At 70.7% G+C, this 23,305-nt stretch carries 17 protein-coding genes; 7 read left to right on the top strand and 10 right to left on the bottom strand.

What is annotated here, in order from left to right:
* Positions 1-231 precede the first annotated feature (231 nt).
* The 4 genes from MFF55_RS11005 to MFF55_RS10990 all read right to left on the bottom strand — a co-directional run bounded on the left by MFF55_RS11005 (position 232) and on the right by MFF55_RS10990 (position 6,314).
* Entirely contained in the window at positions 232-2,433 is a 2,202-nt protein-coding gene (locus tag MFF55_RS11005; protein WP_238244133.1) for a 3-hydroxyacyl-CoA dehydrogenase NAD-binding domain-containing protein, read from the bottom strand.
* Between the two features lie 65 nt (positions 2,434-2,498).
* Complete coding sequence (locus MFF55_RS11000; RefSeq protein ID WP_238244132.1) at positions 2,499-2,981, bottom strand: hypothetical protein; 483 nt, start codon at positions 2,979-2,981, stop codon at positions 2,499-2,501.
* A gap of 113 nt (positions 2,982-3,094) precedes the next feature.
* Positions 3,095-4,303, bottom strand: a complete 1,209-nt coding sequence (locus MFF55_RS10995) for an acetyl-CoA C-acetyltransferase (RefSeq protein ID WP_238244131.1) — start codon at positions 4,301-4,303, stop codon at positions 3,095-3,097.
* Between the two features lie 217 nt (positions 4,304-4,520).
* Positions 4,521-6,314 (bottom strand): acyl-CoA dehydrogenase C-terminal domain-containing protein, encoded by a 1,794-nt coding sequence (locus MFF55_RS10990; RefSeq protein ID WP_238244130.1) that lies wholly within the window; start codon positions 6,312-6,314, stop codon positions 4,521-4,523.
* A gap of 281 nt (positions 6,315-6,595) precedes the next feature.
* Here MFF55_RS10990 and MFF55_RS10985 point away from each other — a divergent pair, with 281 nt between their 5' ends.
* Together MFF55_RS10985 and MFF55_RS10980 are read left to right on the top strand one after the other, a co-directional pair.
* On the top strand, positions 6,596-9,934 hold the full coding sequence (locus tag MFF55_RS10985; protein WP_238244129.1) for a tetratricopeptide repeat protein: 3,339 nt from the start codon (positions 6,596-6,598) through the stop codon (positions 9,932-9,934).
* A 157-nt stretch (positions 9,935-10,091) separates the two neighbouring features.
* Complete coding sequence (locus tag MFF55_RS10980; RefSeq protein WP_238244128.1) at positions 10,092-10,529, top strand: DUF3429 domain-containing protein; 438 nt, start codon at positions 10,092-10,094, stop codon at positions 10,527-10,529.
* Here the strand turns inward: MFF55_RS10980 and pdeM are convergent.
* Genes pdeM through MFF55_RS10965 form a run of 3 tightly spaced genes read right to left on the bottom strand, consistent with a single transcriptional unit; the run spans position 10,526 to position 14,842 of the window.
* A complete protein-coding gene (gene pdeM, locus MFF55_RS10975) occupies positions 10,526-11,239 on the bottom strand; it encodes a ligase-associated DNA damage response endonuclease PdeM (RefSeq protein ID WP_238244127.1) in 714 nt (237 codons plus the stop codon). The genes MFF55_RS10980 and pdeM overlap by 4 nt on opposite strands.
* A 41-nt stretch (positions 11,240-11,280) precedes the next feature.
* A complete protein-coding gene (locus MFF55_RS10970; protein ID WP_238244126.1) occupies positions 11,281-13,887 on the bottom strand; it encodes a ligase-associated DNA damage response DEXH box helicase in 2,607 nt (868 codons plus the stop codon).
* Positions 13,880-14,842 carry an alpha/beta hydrolase gene (locus MFF55_RS10965; RefSeq protein ID WP_238244125.1) on the bottom strand — a complete coding sequence of 321 codons (963 nt, stop codon included), beginning with the start codon at positions 14,840-14,842 and terminating at the stop codon, positions 13,880-13,882. The genes MFF55_RS10970 and MFF55_RS10965 overlap by 8 nt, the downstream gene beginning before the upstream one ends.
* A gap of 210 nt (positions 14,843-15,052) precedes the next feature.
* On the opposite strand from MFF55_RS10965, the gene MFF55_RS10960 reads away from it, so the two are divergent.
* The 3 genes from MFF55_RS10960 to MFF55_RS10950 all read left to right on the top strand — a co-directional run bounded on the left by MFF55_RS10960 (position 15,053) and on the right by MFF55_RS10950 (position 17,245).
* Positions 15,053-15,385, top strand: coding sequence for a DUF6460 domain-containing protein (locus tag MFF55_RS10960; protein ID WP_238244124.1), 333 nt, complete (start codon positions 15,053-15,055; stop codon positions 15,383-15,385).
* 58 nt (positions 15,386-15,443) lie between these two features.
* Positions 15,444-15,707 carry a hypothetical protein gene (locus MFF55_RS10955; RefSeq protein WP_238244123.1) on the top strand — a complete coding sequence of 88 codons (264 nt, stop codon included), beginning with the start codon at positions 15,444-15,446 and terminating at the stop codon, positions 15,705-15,707.
* Between the two features lie 191 nt (positions 15,708-15,898).
* Positions 15,899-17,245 carry an MATE family efflux transporter gene (locus MFF55_RS10950; RefSeq protein WP_238244122.1) on the top strand — a complete coding sequence of 449 codons (1,347 nt, stop codon included), beginning with the start codon at positions 15,899-15,901 and terminating at the stop codon, positions 17,243-17,245.
* Between the two features lie 28 nt (positions 17,246-17,273).
* Here MFF55_RS10950 and MFF55_RS10945 read toward each other — a convergent pair whose 3' ends face one another.
* Positions 17,274-18,278, bottom strand: a complete 1,005-nt coding sequence (locus MFF55_RS10945; RefSeq protein ID WP_238244121.1) for a DUF2336 domain-containing protein — start codon at positions 18,276-18,278, stop codon at positions 17,274-17,276.
* A gap of 180 nt (positions 18,279-18,458) precedes the next feature.
* On the opposite strand from MFF55_RS10945, the gene MFF55_RS10940 reads away from it, so the two are divergent.
* A complete protein-coding gene (locus MFF55_RS10940; protein ID WP_238244120.1) occupies positions 18,459-19,343 on the top strand; it encodes an HpcH/HpaI aldolase/citrate lyase family protein in 885 nt (294 codons plus the stop codon).
* Positions 19,344-19,374: 31 nt separating this feature from the next.
* On the opposite strand, the gene MFF55_RS10935 is transcribed toward MFF55_RS10940, so the two are convergent.
* Together MFF55_RS10935 and MFF55_RS10930 are read right to left on the bottom strand one after the other, a co-directional pair.
* Complete coding sequence (locus MFF55_RS10935) at positions 19,375-20,655, bottom strand: leucine-rich repeat domain-containing protein (RefSeq protein WP_238244119.1); 1,281 nt, start codon at positions 20,653-20,655, stop codon at positions 19,375-19,377.
* A 544-nt stretch (positions 20,656-21,199) separates the two neighbouring features.
* Complete coding sequence (locus MFF55_RS10930) at positions 21,200-21,730, bottom strand: regulatory protein RecX (protein ID WP_238244136.1); 531 nt, start codon at positions 21,728-21,730, stop codon at positions 21,200-21,202.
* Between the two features lie 144 nt (positions 21,731-21,874).
* Here MFF55_RS10930 and MFF55_RS10925 point away from each other — a divergent pair, with 144 nt between their 5' ends.
* On the top strand, positions 21,875-23,299 hold the full coding sequence (locus tag MFF55_RS10925; RefSeq protein WP_238244118.1) for a TAXI family TRAP transporter solute-binding subunit: 1,425 nt from the start codon (positions 21,875-21,877) through the stop codon (positions 23,297-23,299).
* Positions 23,300-23,305 lie beyond the last annotated feature (6 nt).

Raw genomic sequence — 23,305 nt, 5'->3', positions numbered from 1 at the left:
GAGGGACCGAGCCTCCGACGCGGGCACCGCCCTGCCGCCCAAAGCCCGCCCGGTCGGTCACCGAACAGACACCCTCAGTGCCAGGCAGCAGGTGACGGATTAGAAACACAGCTTAGGAATAATAGCAAGAGAAATCGTCGGGGCGGCCGGCGCCCCTCTCACTGGTTGGCGATCGGAGGCGCGCCTCGCCGCCGCAGGCCGGAGCTGCGACGGCCCCCAGGCCGCAAGGGATCAGGCGGCCTTCTTGGCCGCCTCGCCGTAGAAGGTGCCGCCGGTCTCGGCCATCGCCAGGAGGTTCTCGGGCACCGCGAAGCGCGGCCCGTGCTTGGCTTCCAGGCTGCGGGCCAGCGCCACGAAGGTCTTGGCGCCCATGAAGTCGATGTAGGACAGCGCGCCTCCGGTGAACGGCGCGAAGCCGAAGCCGAGGATCGAGCCGACATCGGCCTCGCGGGGGTCCGTCACCACGCCCTCGCCGACGGTACGGGCCGCTTCCAGCGCCTGCACCACGAGGAGGCGGTGCTTCAGCTCCGCGAAGTCGACGTCGTCGGGATCGACATGCTTGGACTGAAGGTCCTTGAGGCCCGGCCACAGGCGCTTCGGCGCGCCCTCGGGATAGTCGTAGAAGCCTTTGCCGTTCTTGCGACCCAGGCGCCCCTGCTCCTCGACGAGGGTCACGAGCAGCGTCTTCTGGCCCGGATCGACAGCGTCCGGTCCGAGCTCCGCCTCCGTCGCCTTGGCGATCTTGAGCCCGAGATCGAGGGCGACCTCGTCGTTGAGCGAGAGCGGCCCCACCGGCATGCCAGCCTGGCGGCCCGCATTCTCGATCATCGCGGCGGGGATGCCCTCGAGGAACATCTTGTGCCCCTCCAGCAGGTAGGCCGTGACGCAGCGGTTGGCGAAGAAGCCGCGGGAATCGTTGACGACGATCGGCGTCTTCCTGATCGCGCGGACGTAGTCCAGGGCCGTCGCGATGGCGCGGTCGCCGGTCTTCTCGCCCTTGATGATCTCGACGAGCATCATCTTCTCGACGGGCGAGAAGAAGTGGATGCCGACGAACTGTTCGGGGCGGCCCGAGGCCTTGGCGAGGCCGGTGATCGGCAGGGTCGAGGTGTTCGAGGCGAAGATGACCTCGGGGCCGATCACGGCCTCGACCTTGGCGATGACCTCGGCCTTCACACGCGGATCCTCGAACACGGCCTCGATGACGAGGTCGCAATCCTTGAGGGCGGCGTAGTCGTCGGTCGGCGTGATGCGGGTGAGCAGCGCGTCGCGGTCGGCGGTCTTGGCGCGGCCCTTGTTGATCTGGCCGGTGACGAGCTTGTGGGCGTAGGCCTTGCCCTTCTCGGCAGCCTCGGCCGACTGGTCGACGAGCACGACCTCCATGCCGGCATTGGCCGAGACGTAGGCGACCCCCGCGCCCATGAAGCCGGCGCCGATCACGCCGACCTTCCTCACGTTCGTCGGCGCCACATCCTTGGGACGGCGGGCGCCCTTGTTGAGCTCGCCCATGGAGAGGAACAGCGTGCGGATCATCGCCGCCGCCTCCTTCGAGCGCAGGATCTTGGCGAAGTACCGGCTCTCGACCCGCAGCGCCTGGTCCATCGGCAGCTGCAGGCCCTCGTAGACCGCGTTCAGGATCGCCTTGGCGGCCGGGTAATTGTCGTGCGTCTCGCGGCGGTAGATGGCGTTGGCGGGCGGCCAGATCATCATGCCGGCGGGCGAGTAGACCTTGCCCGAGGGCGCCTTGAACTTCGGCACGTCCCAGGGGGCGACCGCCGAGCCGCCGGCCTTGATCCAGGCACGCGCCTTCTCGACGATCTCGGCCTTCGGCGCGACCTCGTGGGCGAGGCCCATGTTCCGCGCCATCAGCGGCCGGATCTGCTCGCCCTTGAACAGCATCTGCAGGGCGTCGCCCGTCTGCATCAGGCGGGGCACGCGCTGGGTGCCGCCGGCGCCGGGAAAGAGGCCGACCTTGATCTCGGGCAGGCCGACGCGGGTCTTGTCGTCGTCCGACAGCACCCGGTGATGGCAGGAGAGCGCGAGCTCGAAGGCGCCGCCGAGGCAGACGCCGTTGATCGCCGCGGCGAAGGGCTTGCCGCAGGTCTCGAGCTTGCGGAAGACCAGGGTGAGCTTCCGCGATTCCTCGAAGAAGTGGCGCATGGCCTCCTCCTCGCCCTTCTCGGCCTTCAGCGTCTCGTAGGCGTGTCCCAGGCCCTGGAGCATGGTCAGGTCGGCGCCGCCCGAGAAGCTGTCCTTGCCCGAGGTGATGACGCAGCCCTTGACCGCGGCGTCGGCCACGACGGCGTCGATGACCTGATGCAGCTCCTGCATCACCTCGGTGGTGATGACGTTCATCGAGCGGCCCGGCATGTCCCAGGTCGCGAGCGCGATGCCGTCGGCATCGGTCTCGAAGCGGAAATTGGTCAGGTTCATCGCGGGTCCTCGGGATTGGCGGCGGCCGCGCGCGGCCGCCGACAGCGAAAACGGAAGGCCGCCTCTCAGCGGCCGGGCATCGGCGTCGGCGCCTGCTGACCGCCGCCGTCGTTGGCGGCGACGAGGGAGAGCAGGTTCAGGATCTTGGTGACCGCGTTCTGCGAGATCAGGGTGATCGTCGAGGCCGGGTCGGCGTTCAGGGCCTGGAACTTCTGGTAGGTCTTGTCGTCGTAGACGGCCTGGATGCGCTTGAGCTCGTCGAGGCTGAACTTCTCGGCATATTCCTTCGACAGGCCCTCGATCAGGATCCCGCGCTGCTTCTCGAACTCGGCACGGACCTCGGTCCGGACGCTGTCGGCCTTGTCGGCGGGCATCGAGACGACGGTCTTCTCCAGCGCGCCGGCGAACCCGGTCTCGAGGGTCTTGATCACGGTCGTCTGGACGAGGGCCTTGGCCGCCGCGAGACGGTCGGAGGCGTCGTCGGCGCGAGCCGAGAGCGGCGCGGCCAGCGCGGCGGCGAGGCAGAGGGCGGCGAAGGGTCTGATCATCTTGGGGCGTGCTCCCGATCGGATTGTCGAACCGCGCCGCTTGCGGCGGCGTCGGGTGCGCCGCCTCTATCAGTGTTTCGGTTGACGCGGCAGGGTCGCCCCTGACGCGGGTTTCAGACCCGCTCGATGATCGTGGCGGTGCCCATGCCCGCGCCGATGCACAGCGTCACGAGCGCCCGCTCCTTGCCGGTGCGCTCGAGCTCGTCGAGGACGGTGCCCAGGATCATCGCGCCGGTGGCGCCGAGCGGATGGCCCATGGCGATGGCGCCGCCGTTCACGTTGAGCTTGGCCGGATCGACGTCGAAGGCCTGCCGGAAGCGCAGCACGACGGAGGCGAAGGCCTCGTTGAGCTCGAACAGGTCGATGTCGTCGGTCGTCATGCCGGCCCGCGCCAGCACCTTCCGGGTCACGTCGACGGGGCCGGTGAGCATCAGGGCCGGGTCGGAGCCGATATTGGCGAAGGCGCGGATGCGGGCGCGGGGCTTCAGGCCGGCCGCAGCGCCGGCCTCCTTCGAGCCGATCAGGACGGCGGCCGCGCCGTCCACGATGCCCGAGGAATTGCCGGCATGGTGGACGTGGTCGACGGCCTCGACGTCGGGATGCGCGTCGACGGCAACCGCATCGAAGCCGCCCATCTGGCCCATCTGCACGAAGGAGGGCTTGAGGCTCGCCAGCGACTGCATGTCGGTCGAGGGGCGCATGTGCTCGTCGGTCGCGAGCAGGGTGATGCCGTTCACGTCCTTCACGGGCACGACCGAGTTCTTGAAGTAGCCCTCCGCCCAGGACTTCGCCGAGCGCTTCTGCGACTCGACGGCGTAGGCGTCGCAATCGTCGCGGGTGAAGCCGTACTTCGTCGCAATGAGGTCGGCCGAGACGCCCTGGGGCATGAACCAGGACTTGATCGCGATGTGCGGATCGACCGGCCAGGCGCCGCCCGAGGCGCCGAGGCCCACGCGGCTCATGGATTCGACGCCGCCGCCGACGGTGAGGTCGTGCTGGCCCGACATCACCTGGGCCGCGGCGAAGTTCACCGCGTCGAGGCCCGAGGCGCAGAAGCGGTTGATCTGCACGCCGGGCACGTGGATGCCGTAATCGGCCACCAAAGCCGCCGCCCGGGCGATGTCGCCGCCGGCCTCGCCCACGGGATCGACGCAGCCGAGGACGACGTCGTCGACGCGCTTGGTGTCGAGGTCGTTGCGGTCCTTGATGGCGCGGAGCGCCGTCTCGGCGAGGCGAAGCGCCGAGACCTCGTGGAGCGAGCCGTCCGGCTTGCCGCGGCCGCGCGGGGTGCGGACGTGATCGTAGATATAGGCCTCCGGCATGTGCGCTTCCCTTGTTGACCGTTTTCGTGGCCCGCCGCCGAAACCCAACGGGTTGGCAGGCTTTCACCCTTCAACAGCACGCTTGTCATTCCGAGGCGCCGCAGGCGAGTCCGGAACCCATTACCACTGACTGTGCTCCAGCTTGCCGCCTCGGCGGCTCTGGGTCCCGGGTTCCGCTTCGCGGCCCCGGTATGACAAGCGGGGGCGGATCAGCCGCCTAGAAGGCCTCGACGGCCAGGGCCATCGTCGTCTCGGCGCCCGCCTTGATGCGCGTCAGGCGCGTCGCGGTCTCCGGCAGCATGCGCTCCATGTAGAAGCGGCCGGTGACGAGCTTGACGTCCATGCGCTCGGCGGCGCCCGCATCCTCCGCCTTCCTGGCGATCGCCGCCTTGGCGATGCGGCCCCACATGTAGCCCATCGCGACGAGGCCGAAGAGGTGCATGTAGTCGGTGGCGCCGGCGCCCGCGTTGTCGGGCTTCGAGAAGGCGTTCTGCATGAACCACATGGTCGCGGCCTGGAGGTCGTTCAGCCCGGCCTGGAGCGGCCCGGTGAACGGCTTCATGGCCTCGTCCTCGTCGTGGTCCTTGATGAAGGTCTGGACCTCCCCGAGGAAGGTCATCATCGCCCGGCCGCCGTCCTTGGGCAGCTTGCGGCCGATCAGGTCCATGGCCTGGATGCCGTTGGCGCCCTCGTAGATCATGGCGATGCGGGCATCGCGCACGAACTGAGACATGCCCCATTCCTCGATGTAGCCGTGGCCGCCGAACATCTGCTGGGCGGCGACCGCGTTGTCGAAGCCCTTGTCGGTCAGCACGCCCTTCACCACCGGCGTCATCAGGCCCATGTGGTCCTCGGCGGCCTGGCGCTCGGCGGCGTCGGGCGAGCGGTGGCCGATATCGGCCTTGAGCGCCGTCCAGAGCATGAGGGCGCGGCCGGCCTCGTTGAAGGCGCGGATCGTCATCAGCGTGCGGCGCACGTCCGGGTGGACGATGATCGGATCGGCGGCCTTGTCCGGCGCCTTGGCGCCGGTGAGGGAGCGGCCCTGGAGCCGGTCCTTCGCGTAGGCGACGGCGTTCTGGTAGGCGACCTCGGACTGGCCCAGCCCCTGGATGCCGACGGCGAGCCGCGCCTCGTTCATCATCACGAACATCGCGTTGAGGCCGCGGTTCTCCTGGCCGACCAGCCAGCCCTTGGCCCCGTCGTAGTTCATGACGCAGGTCGAGTTGCCGTGGATGCCCATCTTGTGCTCGATCGAGCCGCAGGACACGCCGTTTCGTGTCCCCAGCGACCCGTCCTCGTTGATCAGGAACTTCGGCACGACGAAGAGCGAGATGCCCTTGGTGCCCGCCGGCGCGCCCTCGATGCGGGCGATGACGAGGTGGATGATGTTCTCGGCCATGTCGTGCTCGCCGGCCGAGATGAAGATCTTGGTGCCCGTCAGGCTGTAGGAGCCGTCGCCGTTGGGGACCGCCTTGGTCTTGAGCAGGCCGAGATCCGTGCCGCAATGGGGCTCGGTCAGGTTCATGGTGCCGGTCCAGGCGCCCTCGACCATCTTGGGCAGGTAGGCCTGCTTCTGCTCCTCCGAGCCGTGGACGAGGAGGGCCGCCATCGCGCCCTGGGTCAGGCCCGGATACATGCCGAGCGCGAGGTTGGCGCCGGAGACGAATTCCTGGATCGCGCTGTTGAGCGTGTGCGGCAGGCCCTGGCCGCCGTATTCCTCCGGCACGGAGAGACCCATCCAGCCGCCCTGGGCGAAGGCGTCGTAGCCCGCCTTGAAGCCCTTGGGCGTCGTGACGCTGCCGTCGTGAAGGCGCTTGCAGCCCTCCTTGTCGCCGATGGCGTTCAGCGGCGCGAGCACCGTGTCGGCGAGCTTGGCGCCCTCGGAGAGGACCGCCTCGACCACGTCAGGGGAGGCGTCGGAGAAGCCGGGCAGGTTGTCGTGGTGATGGAAGCCGAGCACGTCGTTCAGGATGAACAGCGTGTCCTCGACCGGGGCCCGATAGCTCGGCATCTCGCTTCTCCCACAAGAGCGGCGGACCTGTCGCTGGTCGCATCCGACCGCCGGCCCGCTCGATAGTTCACATGTAAACTATCGAGCGGCGTTTGCAAAGGGGTCGCATCCGGGCCGCGGCGGCGCAACCGATTTTACCGGTTTGGGACAGCCCTTAACCCACTGTTTACCAAGAGTGAGAAAAGTCGAGCGCAACCGATCCGGAAGGCGGCGTCCGGCGCGCGAGCGTCCCGGGCGATCGTTCGAGGCGACCGGTCACCGAACTCGCCGCAGGTTTGACGATGAAACGCAACGCGACGCTGAGCCTCGACGGCTTCGATCCCGAGATCGTCGAAGCGGCCCGCGAGGTCGCCTCCCGCGCCGGCCTCCCCGTCGAGGCCTGGATCGCCTCGGTGCTCTCGCCGGAGGAGAAGGCGCAGCAGCAGCGTCGCCGCCGGCGCCCGGTCCGTTCGACCGAGCGGCCCGCCGAGGCTCCGCCCCGGCAGCGCGTGTCCGAGCCCGCGACCCAGCCCGTTCCCGTCGCGAGCGGAGCGGACGAGACCGCCATCACGCAGATGATGCGCCGCCTCGACGCGCTCGACCGCCGGATCGCCGAGGAGCGCGAGGCCGCGCAGGCGGCGGCCAGCCAGACCATCGCCGGCATCGAGGCGCGCATCGGCGCCGTGCTCGAGACCGGCCTGTCGCCGGCAACCCAGATGGCCGAGCGCCTCGGCGACATCGAGCGCCGGATGACGGAGCTTGCCGGCCAGCTCGCGGCGCCGCGTCCCCTCGGCCGCCGCGGCCGTCCGCCGGAGGCGGAGGTCCGCGACGCGGTCAGCGAGATCCGGCAGCGTCAGCGCGAGCTCGAGGGGCGGGGCCGGGCCGAACCCACCGAGCCCGCCGTGCAGGCCGCCGCGCCCGCACCGGGCGCATCCTCCCTGGTGATCTCCGAACTGCAGATCGAGACGAGTCGCCTGCGGGAATCGATCGGCGGCCTCGCCACCGGCCGCGACGTGAGCGCGCTGGAACAGGCCATGCTGTCGCTCGCCACCGGCGTCCAGCAGGCGCAGGAGCCCTCCGAGCTCGCCGCCATCGCCGCTCCGATCGAACTGATTCGGGTCCAGGTCGCCCGCCTCGCGGAGGACGTCGCCGAGAACGTCCATGCGCGGGTGGCCTCCGACGTCGAGCGGCTCGCCGCCAAGGTCGACGGCGCCCTGAGCGGCGGCTCGGCCTCCGCCGATCGCGAGGCGCTGGCCGCCCTGTTCCGGGAGCTCGAGGAGATCCGCCGGCTCATCGGCGCCCTCGCCGGGCCCGAGCGGATCCAGAGCCTCGCCCAGGGCATGCAGGCGATCAGCGCGCAGATCGCGCAGCTCCAGGGCACCGCGCGCGACGAATCGGGCGTGGCGGAGCTGCGGCCCCTCCTCGAGGAGATCCGCAGCGACCTGCGCCGCCCCGAGGGCCGCGGCATCGAGGAGCAGATCCGGGCGATGGGCGTCAAGCTCGACGCCCTCAAGCCGCAGAACGCGACGGGCGGCACCGATTCGGACGCCATCATCCATCGCATCGACGCGTTGGCCGACAAGGTCGAGCGGGCGAGCGTCAACCCGGTCGGGGACCTGATCGGGCGCCTGGAGGATCTCGGCGCCACGCTGCGGCAGCCCCCTCAGACGGGCGGCGAGCTCGCCTCCATCCACGGGATGCTGCGCGACCTCGCCGAGAAGATCGACCGCGTCGGCGATTCCGGCACCTCGGCCGAGGGGCTCGACGGGTTGGAGCAGCAGGTCCTCGCGCTGTCGCGGCGCATCGACAGCCGCGGCGCCGACCCGGCGCTGGCCGGCCTCGAACGGACCATGGGCGAGTTGCTCGCCCAGGTCTCGGCTCTGCGCGACGAGGCGCCCCTCGAAGCAGCGATGGAGCGCGCGGCCCGCAATGCCGTCGCCGAAACCATGGCGGGCGGGCGGGCGGAGGCGGGCGGGAGTAGCGAGATCGGCCTGCTCCGCGCGGGCCTTGCCGACCTGCGCTCGCAGCAGGCCGCCGCCGAGCAGCGCATGCAGGCGACGCTCGAAGGCGTGCATTCCGTTCTGAATCGGCTCGTCGGCCGGCTCGGCAGCCTGGAGGGCGAGGGCGCGCTCGGTGCCGGCCCGCGCCGCGAGAGCGAGCCCCTGACCGAGCGTCTCCTCTCGTCGACGAGCGCGCCCAAGCCGCGGGCCCCGGCCGTGCGGCGCCCCGATGCGCCGCGCGTGCCGGGACCGGCCGCGACGGTCGACATCGCCAAATCCGCTGACCTCGCCAAATCCGTCGATCTCGCGAGGGCCAAGGACGAGCTGCTGGAGCCCGGCGCCGGCCGGCCGCTGCGCGACCCCGCGCCCGCCGTCGAGTTGCCCGAAGATGGCGCCGCGGCCGGCGGCGACATCAAGACGAGCTTCATCGCCGCCGCCCGGCGCGCCGCCCAGGCGGCGCAGGCCGAGGCCTCGGCGTCCGCCAAAGTGACGAGCGACCTGCGGGGCGGCGCCGAATCCGTCCCGATCGGCCTCACCGCCAGGGCGGGAGGACGTGCCGCGCGCCTGCGCGCCGAGATCGACCGCCGGCGCCGGCCCCTCCTCCTCGGCCTCGCCGCCGTCGTCCTGGCGCTCGGCGCGCTGCAGGCGTTCAGCCTGTGGACGCCCGGCAACCCGGAGCCGGCCTCGCCGCCGATGGTCGAAGCCCCGGCCAAGCCTGCGGGCGCCTCGGACGGGGTTGCGGCCGCTCGGCCCGATGGCGAGGGCGCATCGGTCGCCGCGTCGCGCGCCGATCCGCAGACGACCCAGGCCCTGCCGTCTCCCGGCGCCGCGTCCGACCCCATTCCCCCGGCGCCGGCCGAATCCGTCGGGCGGACCGAGCGGCCGGCCGCCCGCGGCCTTCCCCGCGTGCCCTCCGCCGCCTCGCTCGGCCCCGACCTTGCCAACGTGCCGGCCGGGCTGGCCAAGCTCCGCCAATCCGCCCTCGAGGGCGATGGCGCGGCGATCTTCGAGCTCGCCGCCCGCCACGCGGACGGACGCGGCATGACCCGGGATCTGGCGCTCGCGGCCAAGCTCTACGAGAAGCTTGCGACCGCAGGCTACGCGCCGGCCCAGTACAAGCTCGCCAGCCAGTACGAGAAGGGTTCGGGCCTGGTCCGCGACGTCGCGCAGGCCAAGACCTGGTACGGCCGGGCCGCCGAGCAGGGTCATGCCCGCTCCATGCACAACCTCGCCGTGCTCCATGCCGAGAACCCCGCTGCCAACGGCAAGCCCGACTTCGCCGCCGCGGCCCAATGGTTCCGCCAGGCGGCCGAGCACGGCATCCGCGACAGCCAGTACAATCTCGCCGTGCTCTATGCCCGCGGGCTCGGGCTGCAGCAGGACCTCGTGCAATCCTACGCCTGGTTCTCGGCCGCCGGGGCGCAGGGCGACGACGACGCCGCCAAGAAGCGCGACGACGTGGCGGGCAAGCTCGCGCCGAAGGACCTCGCCGCCGCGAAGGCGCTCGCCGCCAACTTCAAGGCCAAGGTCGCCGACCCGGCGATCAACGAGGCGCCGGCCCAGAGCGCGGCCGGCAACACGATGACCCTGCTCGGCTCGCCTCTTCCCGCGACGCCCCCGGCCGCGGGCCGCCGCACCTGAGGCCGCGGTCCGACCCGCGCTCGGGCGCGGGCCTGCGACCCGGTGTCCTTCGTCGTCCATCGCGCCCGGCCGGGGGGAACCTTGGCCGGGCGCGCGTGTATTGCACCCGACGAGGAACACGCCGCCGGGCACCGGCGGAGGGCAGCCGGAAGGGTCGATGGCGCGCGCGACACCCGTACCTCCCCTGGCGCTGGTCCTCGGGATCGCCGGCCTGATCCCGTTCCTCGGCTTCGCGTTCCTGTCGATCAGCGGCAATGACGGGGGCCTGAGCACGATAGGGCTCTCGCCCCGCACCATCCTCTCGGCCTACGGGGCGGTGATCGCCTCGTTCCTCGGCGGCATCCGCTGGGGCGCGGCGGCGGCGCGGGAGGGCAGCAACCTCGACTATCTCGTCGCGATCCTGCCCTCGCTCATCGCCTGGACGGCGCTCGCGCTGCCGGCGCCCTGGGATCTGCGGGTGCTCGGCATCCTGGTCCTGGCCTGGGGGCTGATCGACCAGGATCTGCCGCGCCGCGGGCTGGTGCCGCGCTGGCTCGGCTGGCTGCGGCTCGCCCTGTCGGGCGTCGCCGGCGCGGCGCTGCTGGTGGCGGCCTAGTCCCGCGCCAGCATCGCCCGCCCGATCGCGAACACCCGGCCGTCGCCCAACAGATGAGCCGTGAACCCCTTCGGGAAGAGCGGGTCGAAGGCCGGGTCGCGCACGTTCAGCCCGCCGGCATAGGCGCCGAAGGCCGGCATCACGAGGCGGTGCCCGTCGCTGACGAAGCAGCGCCGCCGCACGGCGCGTCCGCGCATCGCGACCTTGCCGCAGGGATGCAGGTGGCCGGCGACCTCGCCCTCGGCGGCGCCCGCGACCGGTTCGTGCCGGAGCGTCAGGCCGCCGAGCGCTAGGGTATCGGCGTAGCGGCCGCCGACGCCCTCGTTGACCGCGTGATCGTGGTTGCCGGCGATCCACACCCAGTCGCGCCCCTCCTGCAGAGCGGCGACCATCGCGCGATCGCCGGGCTCCATCCGCTCCGGGCCCCGGGAATCGTGGAAGGAATCGCCGAGCGCCACGACGCAGGCCGGGTCGAGCCGGGCCACCACCTCGTGCAGGCAGGCCAGGGTCTCGCGGGTGTCGTAGGGCGGCAGGAACTGGCCCGAGCGCGAGGCATAGGCCGAGCCCTTCTCGAGGTGCAGGTCGGAGACGACCAGGGTCCGGTGGGCGGCGAGCCAGAGGCCGCCCGAGAGGTCGAGGGACAGGGCCTCGCCCGCCAGGGTCAGGCCGGGCAGCTTGTTCGATCGTTCGAGTCTCTGGCCGAGCGCCAAGATCGCATCCTCGTTTGAAGAAAGGGGGGCTCCACCGCGGGTCACGCCAGCGCCTCTTCGAGAAGCTGCGCCTCGGCCTCGGCCAGAATCTCGTCGGCCCCCTCGCCGTAGACCCGCTCACGCCCGATCTCGAGCATGACGGAGACGGAGAGCGGCGAGACGCGGTCGAGCGCCTTGTGGATGATTCGCCCCTGGATGCGCCTTAGCATCATGCCGAGGCGGCCCACGTCCACGAGTCCGGTTGCCGCATCCTGGCGCGCGGCGCGCAGCAGCAGGTGGTCGGGCTGGTGCTTGCGCAGGACGTCGTAGACGAGGTCGGTGGAGATCGTGACCTGGCGGCCGGTCTTCTTCTGGCCCGGATAACGCCGCTCGATCAGCCCGGCGATGACCGCGCATTGGCGGAAGGTCCGCTTCATGATCGAGCTCTCGTCGAGCCAGGCCTCGAGGTCGTCGCCGAGCATGTCCTCGGCGAAGAGCGCTTCGAGGAAACCCGGCTCCTCCGCGATCCGCTCGCGCGGATCGCGGGCCATCCAGATCGCGATGCCGTAATCGTTGGCCGCAAAGCCCAGAGGGCGGAGGCGCGCCCGCTCCATCCTGCGGGTCAGGAGCATGCCCAGCGTCTGGTGCGCGAGCCTGCCCTCGAACGGAAAGGCGGTCAGGTAGTAGCGCCCGCCGCGCGGAAACGTCTCGACGAGGAGGTCGGCCGCGCCCGGCAGGACCGAGCGGCGGCGCTGCTGCAGGAGGTACTCGGTGACCTGACGCGGCAGGCGGTCCCACTCGAAGGGGTCGGCGATCAGCGCCCGGACGCGCGCGGCAAGGAAGGTCGAGAGCGGGAATTTCGCGCCGGCATAGGAGGGGATCGCCGGATCGGTGCCGGGACCCGCGCGCGTGGCCAGCGCCTCGTCCTCGGAGAGACCCTCGAAGCGCAGCACCTCGCCGGCGAACAGGAAGGTGTCGCCCGGCGTCAGGGTCTCGGCGAAATCCTCCTCGATCTCGCCGAGCACGCGGCCGCCCCGCGGCATGATCGTTCCCGGCTTAGCCCGCATCTGGCGGGCGAGGCGGACCTTGACCTTCGTCGCCTCGATGATCGTGCCGACGTTCATGCGGTATTGCTGGGCGGTGCGGGCGTCGCGCACCCGCCAGAGGCCGTCCGGCCCGCGCAGGATCTTGGCGAAGCGCTCGTAGGCCCGCAGCGCATAGCCGCCGGTGGCGACGTAGTCGACGACCGCCTCGAATGCCTCCCACGAGAGCGTGGCGTAAGGCGCGGCCGAGGTGATCTCCTCGTAGAAGGCGTTCGGGTCGAAGGCGTCGGCGCAGGCCATGCCGAGGACGTGCTGGGCGAGCACGTCGGGGGCGCCGAGCCGCGCATCCGGCGTGTCCTGGGCGGCCTCCTCGACGGCGTCGAGGGCGGCGCGGCACTCCAGCATCTCGAAGCGGTTCGCCGGCACGAGATAGGCCTTCGAGGGCTCGTCCATGCGGTGGTTGGCGCGCCCGATCCGCTGCATGATCCGGCTCGCGCCCTTCGGTGCGCCGATGTTGATGACGAGGTCGACGTCGCCCCAGTCGATGCCGAGGTCGAGCGTCGCGGTGCAGACGATGGCCCGCAGCTGCCCCGCCGCCATCGCCGCCTCGACCCGGCGGCGCTGCGAGGCGTCCAGCGAGCCGTGGTGGAGGGCGATCGGCAGCGCGTCCTCGTTGAGGCGCCAGAGCTCCTGGAAGGTGTACTCGGCCTGAAGCCGCGTGTTGACGAAGACGAGCACCGTGCGGTGCCGCCCGATCAGCTCGTAGATCGCCGGCATCGCCTGGCCCGCGGTGTGCCCGGCGAGCGGCAGGGCCCTTCCGGTCTCCAGCATGCGCAGGTCCGGTGCCGCCCCGCCGTGGACCACGACGAGGTCGGCCATGAACACCTCCCCTCCTCCTTGTGGGGAGGGGTCGGGGGTGGGGGTGGCTGGGTGACCCTGGCCTGAGCCAGGCGGAACCACCCCCATCTCCAACTCCTCCCCACAAGGGGGAGGAGAGGCGCCCGTACGACGATGGTTCTGAGGCACCAAATACCGCCGCAGATCGTCCGGCTCGCGCACCGTCGCGGACAGGCCGATCGCCGTCAGGCCGGGGCTGAGCCGGTGCAGGCGGGCGAGGCCCAGCGACAGGAGATCGCCCCGCTTCGAGGTCACGAGCGCGTGCAGTTCGTCCAGGACGACGCAGGAAAGCCCGGAAAAAAGCTCGGCCGCCTCGCGATGCGCGATCAGCAGGGCGAGCTGTTCCGGCGTCGTGAGCAGGATGTCGGGCGGGCGCTCCACCTGGCGCGAGCGCTTGTGCGAGGGCGTGTCGCCGGTGCGGGTCTCGACCCGGATGCCCAAGTCCATCTCGGCGATCGGCGCCTCGAGGTTGCGGGCGATGTCGACGGCGAGCGCCTTGAGGGGCGAGACGTAGAGCGTGTGCAGGCCTTTGGTCCTTCGGGGGCCCGCCAGCGCGATCAGGCTCGGCAGGAACCCGGCCAGCGTCTTGCCCGCGCCCGTCGGCGCCACGAGAAGCGCGGAGCGGCCCGCGCCCGCAATCGTGACGAGGTCGAGCTGGTGCTGTCGCGGGCTCCAGCCGCGCGAGGCGAACCAAGCGGCGAAGCGCTCCGGGAGCGCCGCCTCAGGCAAGGGCCGTGAGGAAGCGGTCGATCAGTTCCAGCGCCCGCTCGGTCAGCGGGCCGGGATAGCGGATGAAGACGTGGCAGCCGCCGGGATAGACCGCGGTGTGGCCGCCATTACCGGCCGCCGCCCAGCGGGCGGACATGTAGAGCGTGTCGTCCAGCAGCGGGTCGCTGGTGCCGACGGTGAAGAGCGCCGGCGGCAGGCCCTTCAGGTCGGCGTAGAGCGGCGAGACGTCGGGCCGGCGCCGGTCGATGCCCTCGCGGACGTAGTCGTCGGCGAAGCGCGTCAGATCGGTCGTGTTGATGACGAGGCGCTCCTCGCCCCAGTGCCGCACGCTCGGCGTCAGCCCGAGGTCGTAGAAGCCGGCATTGAGGTTGGCGCCGCGGAACGCGCGGGGCAGGCCGTGCCGGTCGCGCAGGCGCAGGAGCACCATCACCGCGAGATGGGCGCCCACCGATTCGCCGCCAATCGTCAGGGCCGTGACGCCGAGATCGGTCCGGCCCGGTCCCGCGAGCCAGAGGGCGGCCGCCTCGCAATCCTCCAGGGCCGCCGGATAGGGATGCTCCGGCGCCAGGCGGTACTCGACGGAGAGGCAGACGAAGCCGCAGCAATCGGCGATGCGCTCGAGCCAGGGGTCCTGCTCGTCGGCCGCGCCCCAGACCCAGCCGCCCCGGTGGATATGGAGGTAGGCGCCCCGCGCCTTCGGCCATTTGCGCGCGTTGGGGCGGATGACGCGCAGCAGGATCGGGCTGCCCGGCCCGTCGATCGTCAGGGTCTCGGCCCGGGCGCTGCGCGGCATCGCCGGGGAGGCCTGGGTGCCGCGACGGCGCCGCGCCCGCACCTCGGCGATCGGCAGGGACCAGGGATCCTCCTGTGCCGCATGCGCCGCGACGATCTCGGCGTTGAGCCGCTTGGTCTCCGGATCGATCGTCGCCGGATCGAACAGGGCGTGGTCGATCATGACTTGGGTGGTCCCGCCTGGATGAAAGGCCGCTTCCCGTCGCTGGTTCGGCCGGCGATCTTGGATCATCGGGGCCCGGATGCCATCTCGGCTCCTGGCACGAAACGGCGTAACGCTCCAGGCCCCGTGCGGTTTCGGCGCGGTGTGTCGCGCCGGTCACGCTTCCGCCACGCCGGGCGGCGAAGGGAGCCGCCCGCAAGGATGAGACCGATGATCCTCGACCACGAACCGCCGCGCACGGGCCAGCCCTATCCCGGACCTGCCTATCCGGGCCGGCCGCGCTCGGCGCTTCACCGCTTCCTCGGCGGCTCGCCGGCGGCGGTGTTGGTCAAGCTCCTGTTCCTGTCGATCCTCGTCGGCGCCGGCATGGCGATGCTCGGCCTGACGCCGGGCGCTCTGTTCCGGCACGCCTACGACACCCTGCAGGCCCTCCTCCATCTCGGCCTCGACGCCTTCCAGGATTTCGGCGGCTGGATCGTCGCCGGCGCGCTGGTCGTGGTGCCGATCTGGCTGATCGCGCGGTTGTTGGCGGTGTCAAAGTAGGCTTGAGCCGGGAAGCTCCCGCGCGTAACTCCTCCACCAGGAGTTGCGGTGGGGGCGAATGACCGACGAGGACGGGAGACATCGTCGGCAGGTCGCGATCAACAACGAACGAGCGAAGCTGCTAGCCAACGCCTTGGACCGTGCCTCGACCGCCTGTCTCACGGTCGGCGTCTTGGGACCGACGGCAGCATCCCTATATGGTGTCGGGACAGACCTGTTGGGCACCAACGGTATCTTGTTCGGACTGGGTGCCCTATTGTGGTTGAGCGTGGCAGCATCGCTTCACGCCATGGCGCGCAAAGTTCTCGGGAGGCTCAGATGACCGGGCTTTGGATCTTCGCGAACGTGGTTCTTCCTCTCGTGATCCTCGCGATGGGATATGCGGCGATGCGATGGGATCAGCATCAGTCCCGCGACTGAGCGCGATAGGATCACCGTCAAGCCTCCGAGGGAGCTTCGCCTCCGTATCTCCCTGGTGCCGTCTGAGCGGCATGTCTCCGTCAGTCACGTCTCATGACACCTACTTCCCCGCCGACGAGCCGCCGCGTCCTGGCGCTCGCCCTGCCGATGACGCTCGCCAACGTGACGACGCCGCTCCTCGGCTTCATCGGCGCGGCGGCGATCGGGCGGCTTGGCGACGCCGCCCTGCTCGGGGCGATGGCGCTGGGCGCCGTGATCTTCGACGCGATCTTCTGGTCCTTCGGCTCCCTGCGCATGGCGACGGCGGGGCTCACGGCCCAGGCCTTCGGCGACCGCGACGCGGCCGAGATCGACCGCACCCTCGCCCGGGCGCTCGCGGCGGCCGGCCTCGTCGGCCTCGCCATCGTGCTGCTGCAGGGGCCGATCGCCGCCGCCGCGTTCCTGATCAGCGGCGCGAGCCCGGCGGTGATCGAGGGCCTCGCCGCCTATTTCCACGTCCGCATCCTCGCCGCGCCCTTCACGCTGGCGAACTACGCCATCCTCGGTTCGGTGCTCGGGCGGGGGCGGACGGATCTCGGCCTGCTGCTTCAGGTCGCGATCAACCTGGCGAACATCGTCCTCACCCTCATCCTGGTGCTCGGCCTCGACCTCAGCGTCGTCGGCGCGGGCTTCGCGACGCTCGCCGCCGAGGCGGCGGGGACGGCTCTCGGCCTTCTCGTGCTGTCGCGGCTCGGCTCGCGGCCCTTCGCGGTGCCGCTCGGCGCCATCCGCGATCCGCTGGCGCTCGCCCGCATGCTCAGCGTCAACGCCGACATCCTTGTGCGCACGCTGCTTCTCGTGGCGGGCATCGCCGCCTTCTCGGCGCTCGGCGCGCGGATGGGCGACGTGACGCTGGCGGCCAACGCCGTCCTCTGGAATCTCTTCCTCATCGGCGGCTTCTTCCTCGACGGCTTCGCCAACGCGGCCGAGACCCTCTGCGGGCAGGCCGTCGGCGCCCGGGACGGGGCCGGGTTCCGGCAGGCGGTGCGCCTGAGCCTCGCCTGGTGCCTCGCCTTCGGGGTCGCGGTCGCCGCCCTGTTCCTCGGCACCGGGCACGCCTTCATCGACGCCGTGACGACGAGCCCGGAGGTCCGCGAGGCCGCCCGCGCCTACCTGCTTCCGGCCGCGCTCGCGCCCCTCGTCGCGGCGCTGCCCTTCGCCTATGACGGCATCTACATCGGCGCGACCTGGACCCGGGCGATGCGGGACCTGATGCTCGCCGCGGCCCTGGTCTACGGCCTCGCGCTCGTCGGCTCCCAGGCGGCCGGGCTCGGCAATGGCGGCCTCTGGCTCGCCTTCCTCGTCTTCCTGGCGGGACGGGGAATCGGGCAGGCCCTCGCCTTTCCCGCGCTGGCCCGGAGGACGTTCCCCGAGCGCGGAGCCGGGCGGGCGACGGCCTGACGCGCGCCCGCGATCACGCGCCTTCGAACTAAGCCGCGGCGCGGCGCAACGCCTGCTGCGCCTCCGTGACCGGCAGGCCCTGGAAGGCCGCCATCATCGCCTGCATGATCTCGGCGGGCGGTTCGCCGCCCGCCCTGGTCGCGAGGAAGATCGTCAGGATGCGCCAGCCGAACCGGACCGAGCGGACCAGCCGCAGGAGCGCGTCGTAGGTCTCCGCATGGTAGGCGGCGATCGCCATGGCGCTCGGCACGCCGGCGAGCCGCGCCAGCGCCACGAGCGCCTCCGTCTCGCGGCCCGAGTTCAGCCAGCTCACCACCCGGTTCTCGTCGAGCGCGCCCTTGCGCGCCTGCGTGCTGACGAAGACCTCGGCCGCGAGCAGGCGCTCGCCCGAGACGATCCCCGACCCGGCCTGGGGCGCCTCCCCCGCGATCTGGGCCAGGGCCGAGAGGCGGGAGCGCAGCTCGGCGGGCGTATCGGGGCGCACCTGCAGGCGCGTCACCAGCAAGGCGTCGCCAGCGGCCCGGTTGCCGAGGATCTCGTAGCCGTCGCGGGAGAGGCGGGCGCCCGCATTGCCCGCGACCGAGCGCAGGACGGGTGCCTCGCCGCGAACGACGAGAAGGTCGGTGACCCTCGCCGCGAGCACGGGCCGTCGCGACAGCGCGAGCAGGTGGGCCTGACCCTGCCCGCCCGCCAGCGCCAGGAGGTCGGCCTCCGTGAGCCTGAGCGATCGGGTCAGGACCGGCTCGGCGACGGCGGGCGTCGGATCGAAGGCGAGGTCGCGCACGACGCGCCGCGGTGCGTTGGCCACGTCCGCGAGGCGCTCGGAGAGTTCGGCCCGGGACGCCCCTCCGGCGTCCCGCGCGACGTGCAGGAGCACCGCGTCGAAGGCGGCGACGTGGGTCTCGCGCAGGCGCGGGGCCTGGTCGGTGAACAGGCCGGCGAGATTGCGCAGGAGCGCGGCGCGACGGTCGAGGCCGCCGCGGGCGACGGCGCCTTCGAGCTCCTCCAGGATCGAACCGAGGGCAATCGCCATGGGCCGGGGCCGCTTCGCGCCGGCCGGAAGGGGATCCGCCGGCGGGCATCGCGCCAGGATGCCCGATGAGGGTTAAGATTCCTGGGCCGGCGCGGCCCTGATGGACACGCGTTTCGTCCTGAGCGAGATGCAGCGGCGACGCCGTTGCATTAAGCTGTGCCGGCCAGCAGGGAATGCCTCATGTCCGATCTTCGTCTTCGCCGCAGCGTCCTCTACATGCCCGGCTCCAACCAGCGGGCCATGGACAAGGCGAAGACCCTGCAGGCCGATTCGTTGATCCTCGACCTCGAGGACGCCGTCGGCCCGGACGAGAAGGAGCTCGCCCGCGAGCAGGTCTGCGCCGCGGTGAAAGGCGGCGGCTACGGCGACCGCGAGCTCGTCATCCGGGTCAACGCCCCGCAGACGCCGTGGGGCGAGTCCGACCTCAAGGCCGCGATCGAGGCGCGGCCGAACGCGATCCTGATGCCGAAGGTGTCCTCGCCGGCGGTGCTGGAGAGCATCGCTAACCACCTCGAGGCCCTCGACGCGCCCGAGACCATCGCGATCTGGGCGATGATCGAGACGCCGGCGGCGATCCTGAACATCCAGGAGATCGCGCGGGCGCGCCGCGACCGGCGCACCCGGCTGACCTGCTTCGTGCTCGGCACCAACGATCTCGCCAAGGACACCTGGGCGCAGCTCGTGCCCGGCCGCGTGCCGATGCTGCCCTGGATGATGTTCACGCTCGCCGCCGCCCGCGCCGAGGGCCTGACCATCCTCGACGGCGTCTGGAACGACATCGCCGACGTCGAGGGCTGCCGCACCGAGTGCCGCCAGGCCCGCGACCTCGGCTTCGACGGCAAGACCCTGATCCACCCCAACCAGATCGAGCCGGCCAACACCTCCTTCGCCCCCACCGAGGAGGAGGTGCGCCGCGCCCGCCTCGTCATCGACGCCTTCGACCAGCCGGAGAACGCCAAGCGCGGCGCCATCAAGGTCGAGGGCCGCATGTACGAGCGCCAGCATATCGGCATGGCGCGCCGCGCGGTGACGTGGTCGGAGGCGATCGCGGCGAAGGGGTATTGAGGGCTGACGAGAGAGCGCCTGCGTCCCCCGCTTATGCGGGTAAGACCACAACGATTTCGCCGCGCTTGCCTATGGTGCTTGCGAGCAACTCGCGACGGCGTCCGCTCTCGACATAAACGGCTTCCAAACTAGACAGCCCTAAAATGGGGGTGAGATCGGTGACCTGCGTGCCACTCAGGTCGAGCATCACCATGGCGGTGAGGCCCGAAAGCGGGGCAAGATCACTGACCTGCGTGTCGGCAAGATCGAGCGTCCGCAACTCGATAAGATCCGAAAGCGGGGCGAGGTCGCTGATTGGCGTGCCGGTGAGATCGAGTGTCCGTAACTCGGTGAAGAGCGAGAGCATGGCGAAGTCGCTGACCGACGTGTTGCTGAGATTGAGCGTCTCCAACGCGGTAAGGCCCGAGAGCAGAGTGAGGTCGCTGACCGGCTTGTTGCTGAGATTAAGCGTCTCCAACGCGGTAAGGCTCGAAAGCGGGGAAAAGTCGCTGACCGAGGTGTTGCTGAGATTGAGCGTTTGCAACTCTGTGAGGCTCGAAAGCGGGGCGAGGTCGCTGATTGGCGTGCCGGTGAGATCGAGGGTCTGCAGCGCGGTGGAGAGCGAGAGCAGGGAGAAGTCGCTTACCTGCGTGTTGCTGAGATTAAGCGCCTTCAAGGCGGTGAGGCTCGAAAGCGGGGAATCGAGGTCAAGTGACTGGAGGGTGGTGAGGCTCGAAAGCGGAGCCAGGTCGCTGACCTCCGTGTAAAGGAGATAAAGCGAATGCAAGCTTGTGAGACCTGCGAGCGGGGTGAGTTCTCGAAGATCGCTGTCGGAAAAATTCAATTCATTGATCCAAGGCCTCCATGCCTGTGATGGTTCTTCGCCAGCGAGGATCATGCGATGAACGGCGTTCAGATCAAAATCGGTGGGAAGGTCGGCCGCCTCCATACTCTTTGCTGCCCACTTTTGCCCGACAGCTTCTAGACTTTCGGTCGCCTCTCGGACGCGGTTGAACCCGGCGCGCAAAACGTCGTCGTTAAAACGACTCCAAGCCTCCCAAAGGGGCTGCGCAATGTCGACACCGCGCTGCACAATTTTCGTTGAATTGATCAGCAGGATTGGATAATCCTTAAGCGTATTAAGAGCTTTGCGGTACCAGCGCGGTATGAAATCCGGCATACGGAGTTCGACCCGAGCGAGCCGCAGCATGCCGCTTGCATCACGCATCTGCCGCTTCAGGTCATCCGCCCGAACCGAATCGGGAATGGCAAGACGACCGACCTCTTCGGCCGCTCGGCCGAGCCCGCTCTCCGCATCCCTAGCCGCCGCCATCGCAGCGACCGCCTCGCGCGATTCCGGGTCCTGGGGACGGAGGGAGCGGTATCCGCAACATCGTCCTCAGCGAGGGACGCTAGGTCGCGGTACTCGTCGAGCGCCGTGGTAACGGAGCTGATCAATGCACCGAGCCTCTGGTCGATCACCATGCCGCGTGTGAGCGGAGGGGGCGCCTCTTCGTCCGCACGCGGAAGGCGCGACTGTTCCTCGGTCTGAATGAATGCGCGCCGGATCGCAGGAAGGCGCGAGCGGGCATATTCGAGGGGGGCGCGACAGCCCTCGGCCGTGCCAGTCGGGAGCACGCAGAGGCCGGCGATAAGGTCTTGAAGTTGCTCGATCGGAAAATCCGGCGGCAGCCGGTTGGCGCGGGCGAGTTCCTCTGCGAGCCTACCCGCATCAATGGCCACCTCGCGTAGTTCTCTCATTAAGGAAGGCGGCGGCGCGGTATAGCTAAGCTTCGGCATGTACGGGCCAGAGTTCGAGAGCGTTGCTACTTCCCAGTTCCCACGCCTGAAAGCGGAAGCGCAACCATAGATTTCTATTACACGTCTTTTGGGCCCGCCTCCTCCGAGTGAGCCTCAATCGTCCGGCGCGCCAGCGCGTAGGGGAACCCGGCTCGCGCGAGCGCCGCGAGGTCGCGCTCGCGGTGGGCCTCGCGGGTGTCGGGCCGCCGCCAGGGACCGAGCCGGCGGCGCTTGGCATAGGCCTGCGCCGCGGCGGCCTCGGCGTCGCCGCCCTCCTCCGCGTCCCGCTCGGCCGAGAGCGTCGCCTCGACGAGGTCCCGGGCGACGCCCTTCGCGGCGAGCTTGGCCGCGAGGCCCCGGGCCGAGGTGCCGCGCCGGCGCAGGGTCGCGACACGGGCGGCGGTGAAGCGGGCATCGTCGACGAGGCCGGAGGAGACCGCGCGCGCCACGACCGCCTCGACCATCGGGGCGAAGGGCTCGGCCTCCTCGCCGCGCAGGCGGCAGCGCGTCTCGACCTTGCGCAGGAGCGTGCGACGCAGCATCGCGACCGAGGCGCTGTAGCGTTCGAGGTAGTGCAGGGCAGCCCGCTCGAGATAGGCCTCGCTCACCGGGCGGGGCGGCTTGCGCGGCTTCGCCTCCGCGTCGTGGCGCGATGCAACACTTCGCGAGGTCGCCGGGTTCTTCACGGTCCAGACAGCTTTCGGGGTCACGGTCGGTATCGTTAACGCTTTCACGAAGGGAGAGGATCGGGGATGCCGTCAATCCTCCTGCGGCGCGAGTGGCTCCTCATCCTGCTCGCCCTCGGCCTCGCGGTGGTGGCCGCCACCATCGTCTACCTGTCGCGGCCGAACACCCTGACGGTGGCCGTGGGGCCGCGCGACGGCGCCGAGGCTGGGCTGATGACCGCCTACGCCCAGGCGCTCGCCCGCAACCGCGAGGATATCCGCCTCAAGGTGCTGCAATACGCGGACGTGCGCGACAGCGCCGCCGCGCTCCAGGCGAACAAGGCCGACCTCGCGGTGGTGCGGCCCGACGTGCTGCTCCCCGAGAACGGCCTCACCCTCGCCGTCCTGCACGAGGAGGCGCTGATCCTCGCCGCACCCTCTGCCAGCGGCATCGCGAGCTTCCCGGACCTCTCGCGCAAGCGTCTCGGCATCGTGGAGCGCCACGGCGCGGACCAGGCCTTCGTCGCCAACCTCCTGACCTTCTACGATTTCACCGCGGCGAGCGAGGCCGAGACCGAGCCGGGCAAGCTCCTGCCGGCGGGCCGCGTCGCCCTCGTCACCCTGCGGGCCGGCGACGTGACCCGGGCGCTCGAGGAGGGCCGGGTCGATGCCGTCGCGGTGATCGCCTCGCCGGTCTCGAAGCCCGCGATCTCCACGGTCCGGGCCGTCGAGGCGGCCTCGGCCGACAAGGGGGTCACGCTGATCGCGGTGCCCGACAGCGAGGCGATCATCCAGCGCAGCCCCGAGCTGCAGGCGACGACGATCCCCGCCGGCACCTTCGGCGGGCGGCCGCAGCGCCCGGACGAGGACATCAAGACCGTCGGGGCCAGCTACAGGCTGATGGCACGCGGCAACGTCAACCGCTACGCCGTCGCCTCGGTCACCCAGCACCTGTTCGAATGGCGGGGACGCCTCGCCCCGGTGGCGCCGCTCGCCAACCAGATGAAGGCCCCGGACTTCGAATCGACGGTGGCGGCCACCAGCGCGCGGCTGCCCAACCACCCGGGCGCCGTGGACTACTTCGAGCGCGAGCAGCAGACCCTGTTCGAGCGCTACGAGGATTACATCTACCTGCTCGCCTTCTTCGGCGGCACGATCGGCTCGGGCGTCGCCTGGCTCGGCCAGCGGCTCGCCCGCAAGCGCCGCGAGCGGGTCGACGTCGTGCTCGACCGGCTCCTCGACATCCTCAAGGAGGTCCGCGCCGCCCGGAGCAAGGCCGACCTCGACGGGCTCGTGGCGGAGACCGACGACCTCGTCGCCGACGTCGTCCGCCAGGCGCGGGAGCGCAACATGGACAACCGCACGGTGAGCGCGCTGATCCTGGCCATCGATGCGGTCCACGCCGCGGTCAACGACGCCCGCCGCACCCTCAGCGGGGCCGAGGCCGAGCCCGGCGAGGCGCGCGCGCGAACCGCGCGGGTGCTCGGCCTGCACCGGCCGGCGGCGGAGTAGACGGCC

It is taken from the genome of Methylobacterium iners (assembly GCF_022179305.1).
Classification (GTDB): Bacteria; Pseudomonadota; Alphaproteobacteria; order Rhizobiales; family Beijerinckiaceae; genus Methylobacterium; species Methylobacterium iners.
The sequence above is the reverse complement of the archived record's forward strand: the minus strand, read 5'-3'. Positions and strand labels throughout refer to the sequence as shown.

Excerpts from the sequence above, each read along its gene's own strand:
- MFF55_RS10995 (WP_238244131.1), bottom strand. The coding sequence starts at position 4,303 with ATGCCGGAGGCCTATATCTACGATCACGTCCGCACCCCGCGCGGCCGC.
- MFF55_RS10940 (WP_238244120.1), top strand. The coding sequence starts at position 18,459 with ATGTCCGATCTTCGTCTTCGCCGCAGCGTCCTCTACATGCCCGGCTCC.
- MFF55_RS10965 (WP_238244125.1), bottom strand. The coding sequence starts at position 14,842 with ATGATCGACCACGCCCTGTTCGATCCGGCGACGATCGATCCGGAGACC.
- MFF55_RS10980 (WP_238244128.1), top strand. The coding sequence starts at position 10,092 with ATGGCGCGCGCGACACCCGTACCTCCCCTGGCGCTGGTCCTCGGGATC.
- MFF55_RS10945 (WP_238244121.1), bottom strand. The coding sequence starts at position 18,278 with ATGGCGATTGCCCTCGGTTCGATCCTGGAGGAGCTCGAAGGCGCCGTC.
- MFF55_RS10925 (WP_238244118.1), top strand. The coding sequence starts at position 21,875 with ATGCCGTCAATCCTCCTGCGGCGCGAGTGGCTCCTCATCCTGCTCGCC.
- MFF55_RS11000 (WP_238244132.1), bottom strand. The coding sequence starts at position 2,981 with ATGATCAGACCCTTCGCCGCCCTCTGCCTCGCCGCCGCGCTGGCCGCG.
- MFF55_RS11005 (WP_238244133.1), bottom strand. The coding sequence starts at position 2,433 with ATGAACCTGACCAATTTCCGCTTCGAGACCGATGCCGACGGCATCGCG.
- MFF55_RS10950 (WP_238244122.1), top strand. The coding sequence starts at position 15,899 with ATGACACCTACTTCCCCGCCGACGAGCCGCCGCGTCCTGGCGCTCGCC.
- MFF55_RS10955 (WP_238244123.1), top strand. The coding sequence starts at position 15,444 with ATGACCGACGAGGACGGGAGACATCGTCGGCAGGTCGCGATCAACAAC.
- MFF55_RS10985 (WP_238244129.1), top strand. The coding sequence starts at position 6,596 with ATGAAACGCAACGCGACGCTGAGCCTCGACGGCTTCGATCCCGAGATC.
- MFF55_RS10990 (WP_238244130.1), bottom strand. The coding sequence starts at position 6,314 with ATGCCGAGCTATCGGGCCCCGGTCGAGGACACGCTGTTCATCCTGAAC.
- MFF55_RS10935 (WP_238244119.1), bottom strand. The coding sequence starts at position 20,655 with ATGGCGGCGGCTAGGGATGCGGAGAGCGGGCTCGGCCGAGCGGCCGAA.
- MFF55_RS10960 (WP_238244124.1), top strand. The coding sequence starts at position 15,053 with ATGATCCTCGACCACGAACCGCCGCGCACGGGCCAGCCCTATCCCGGA.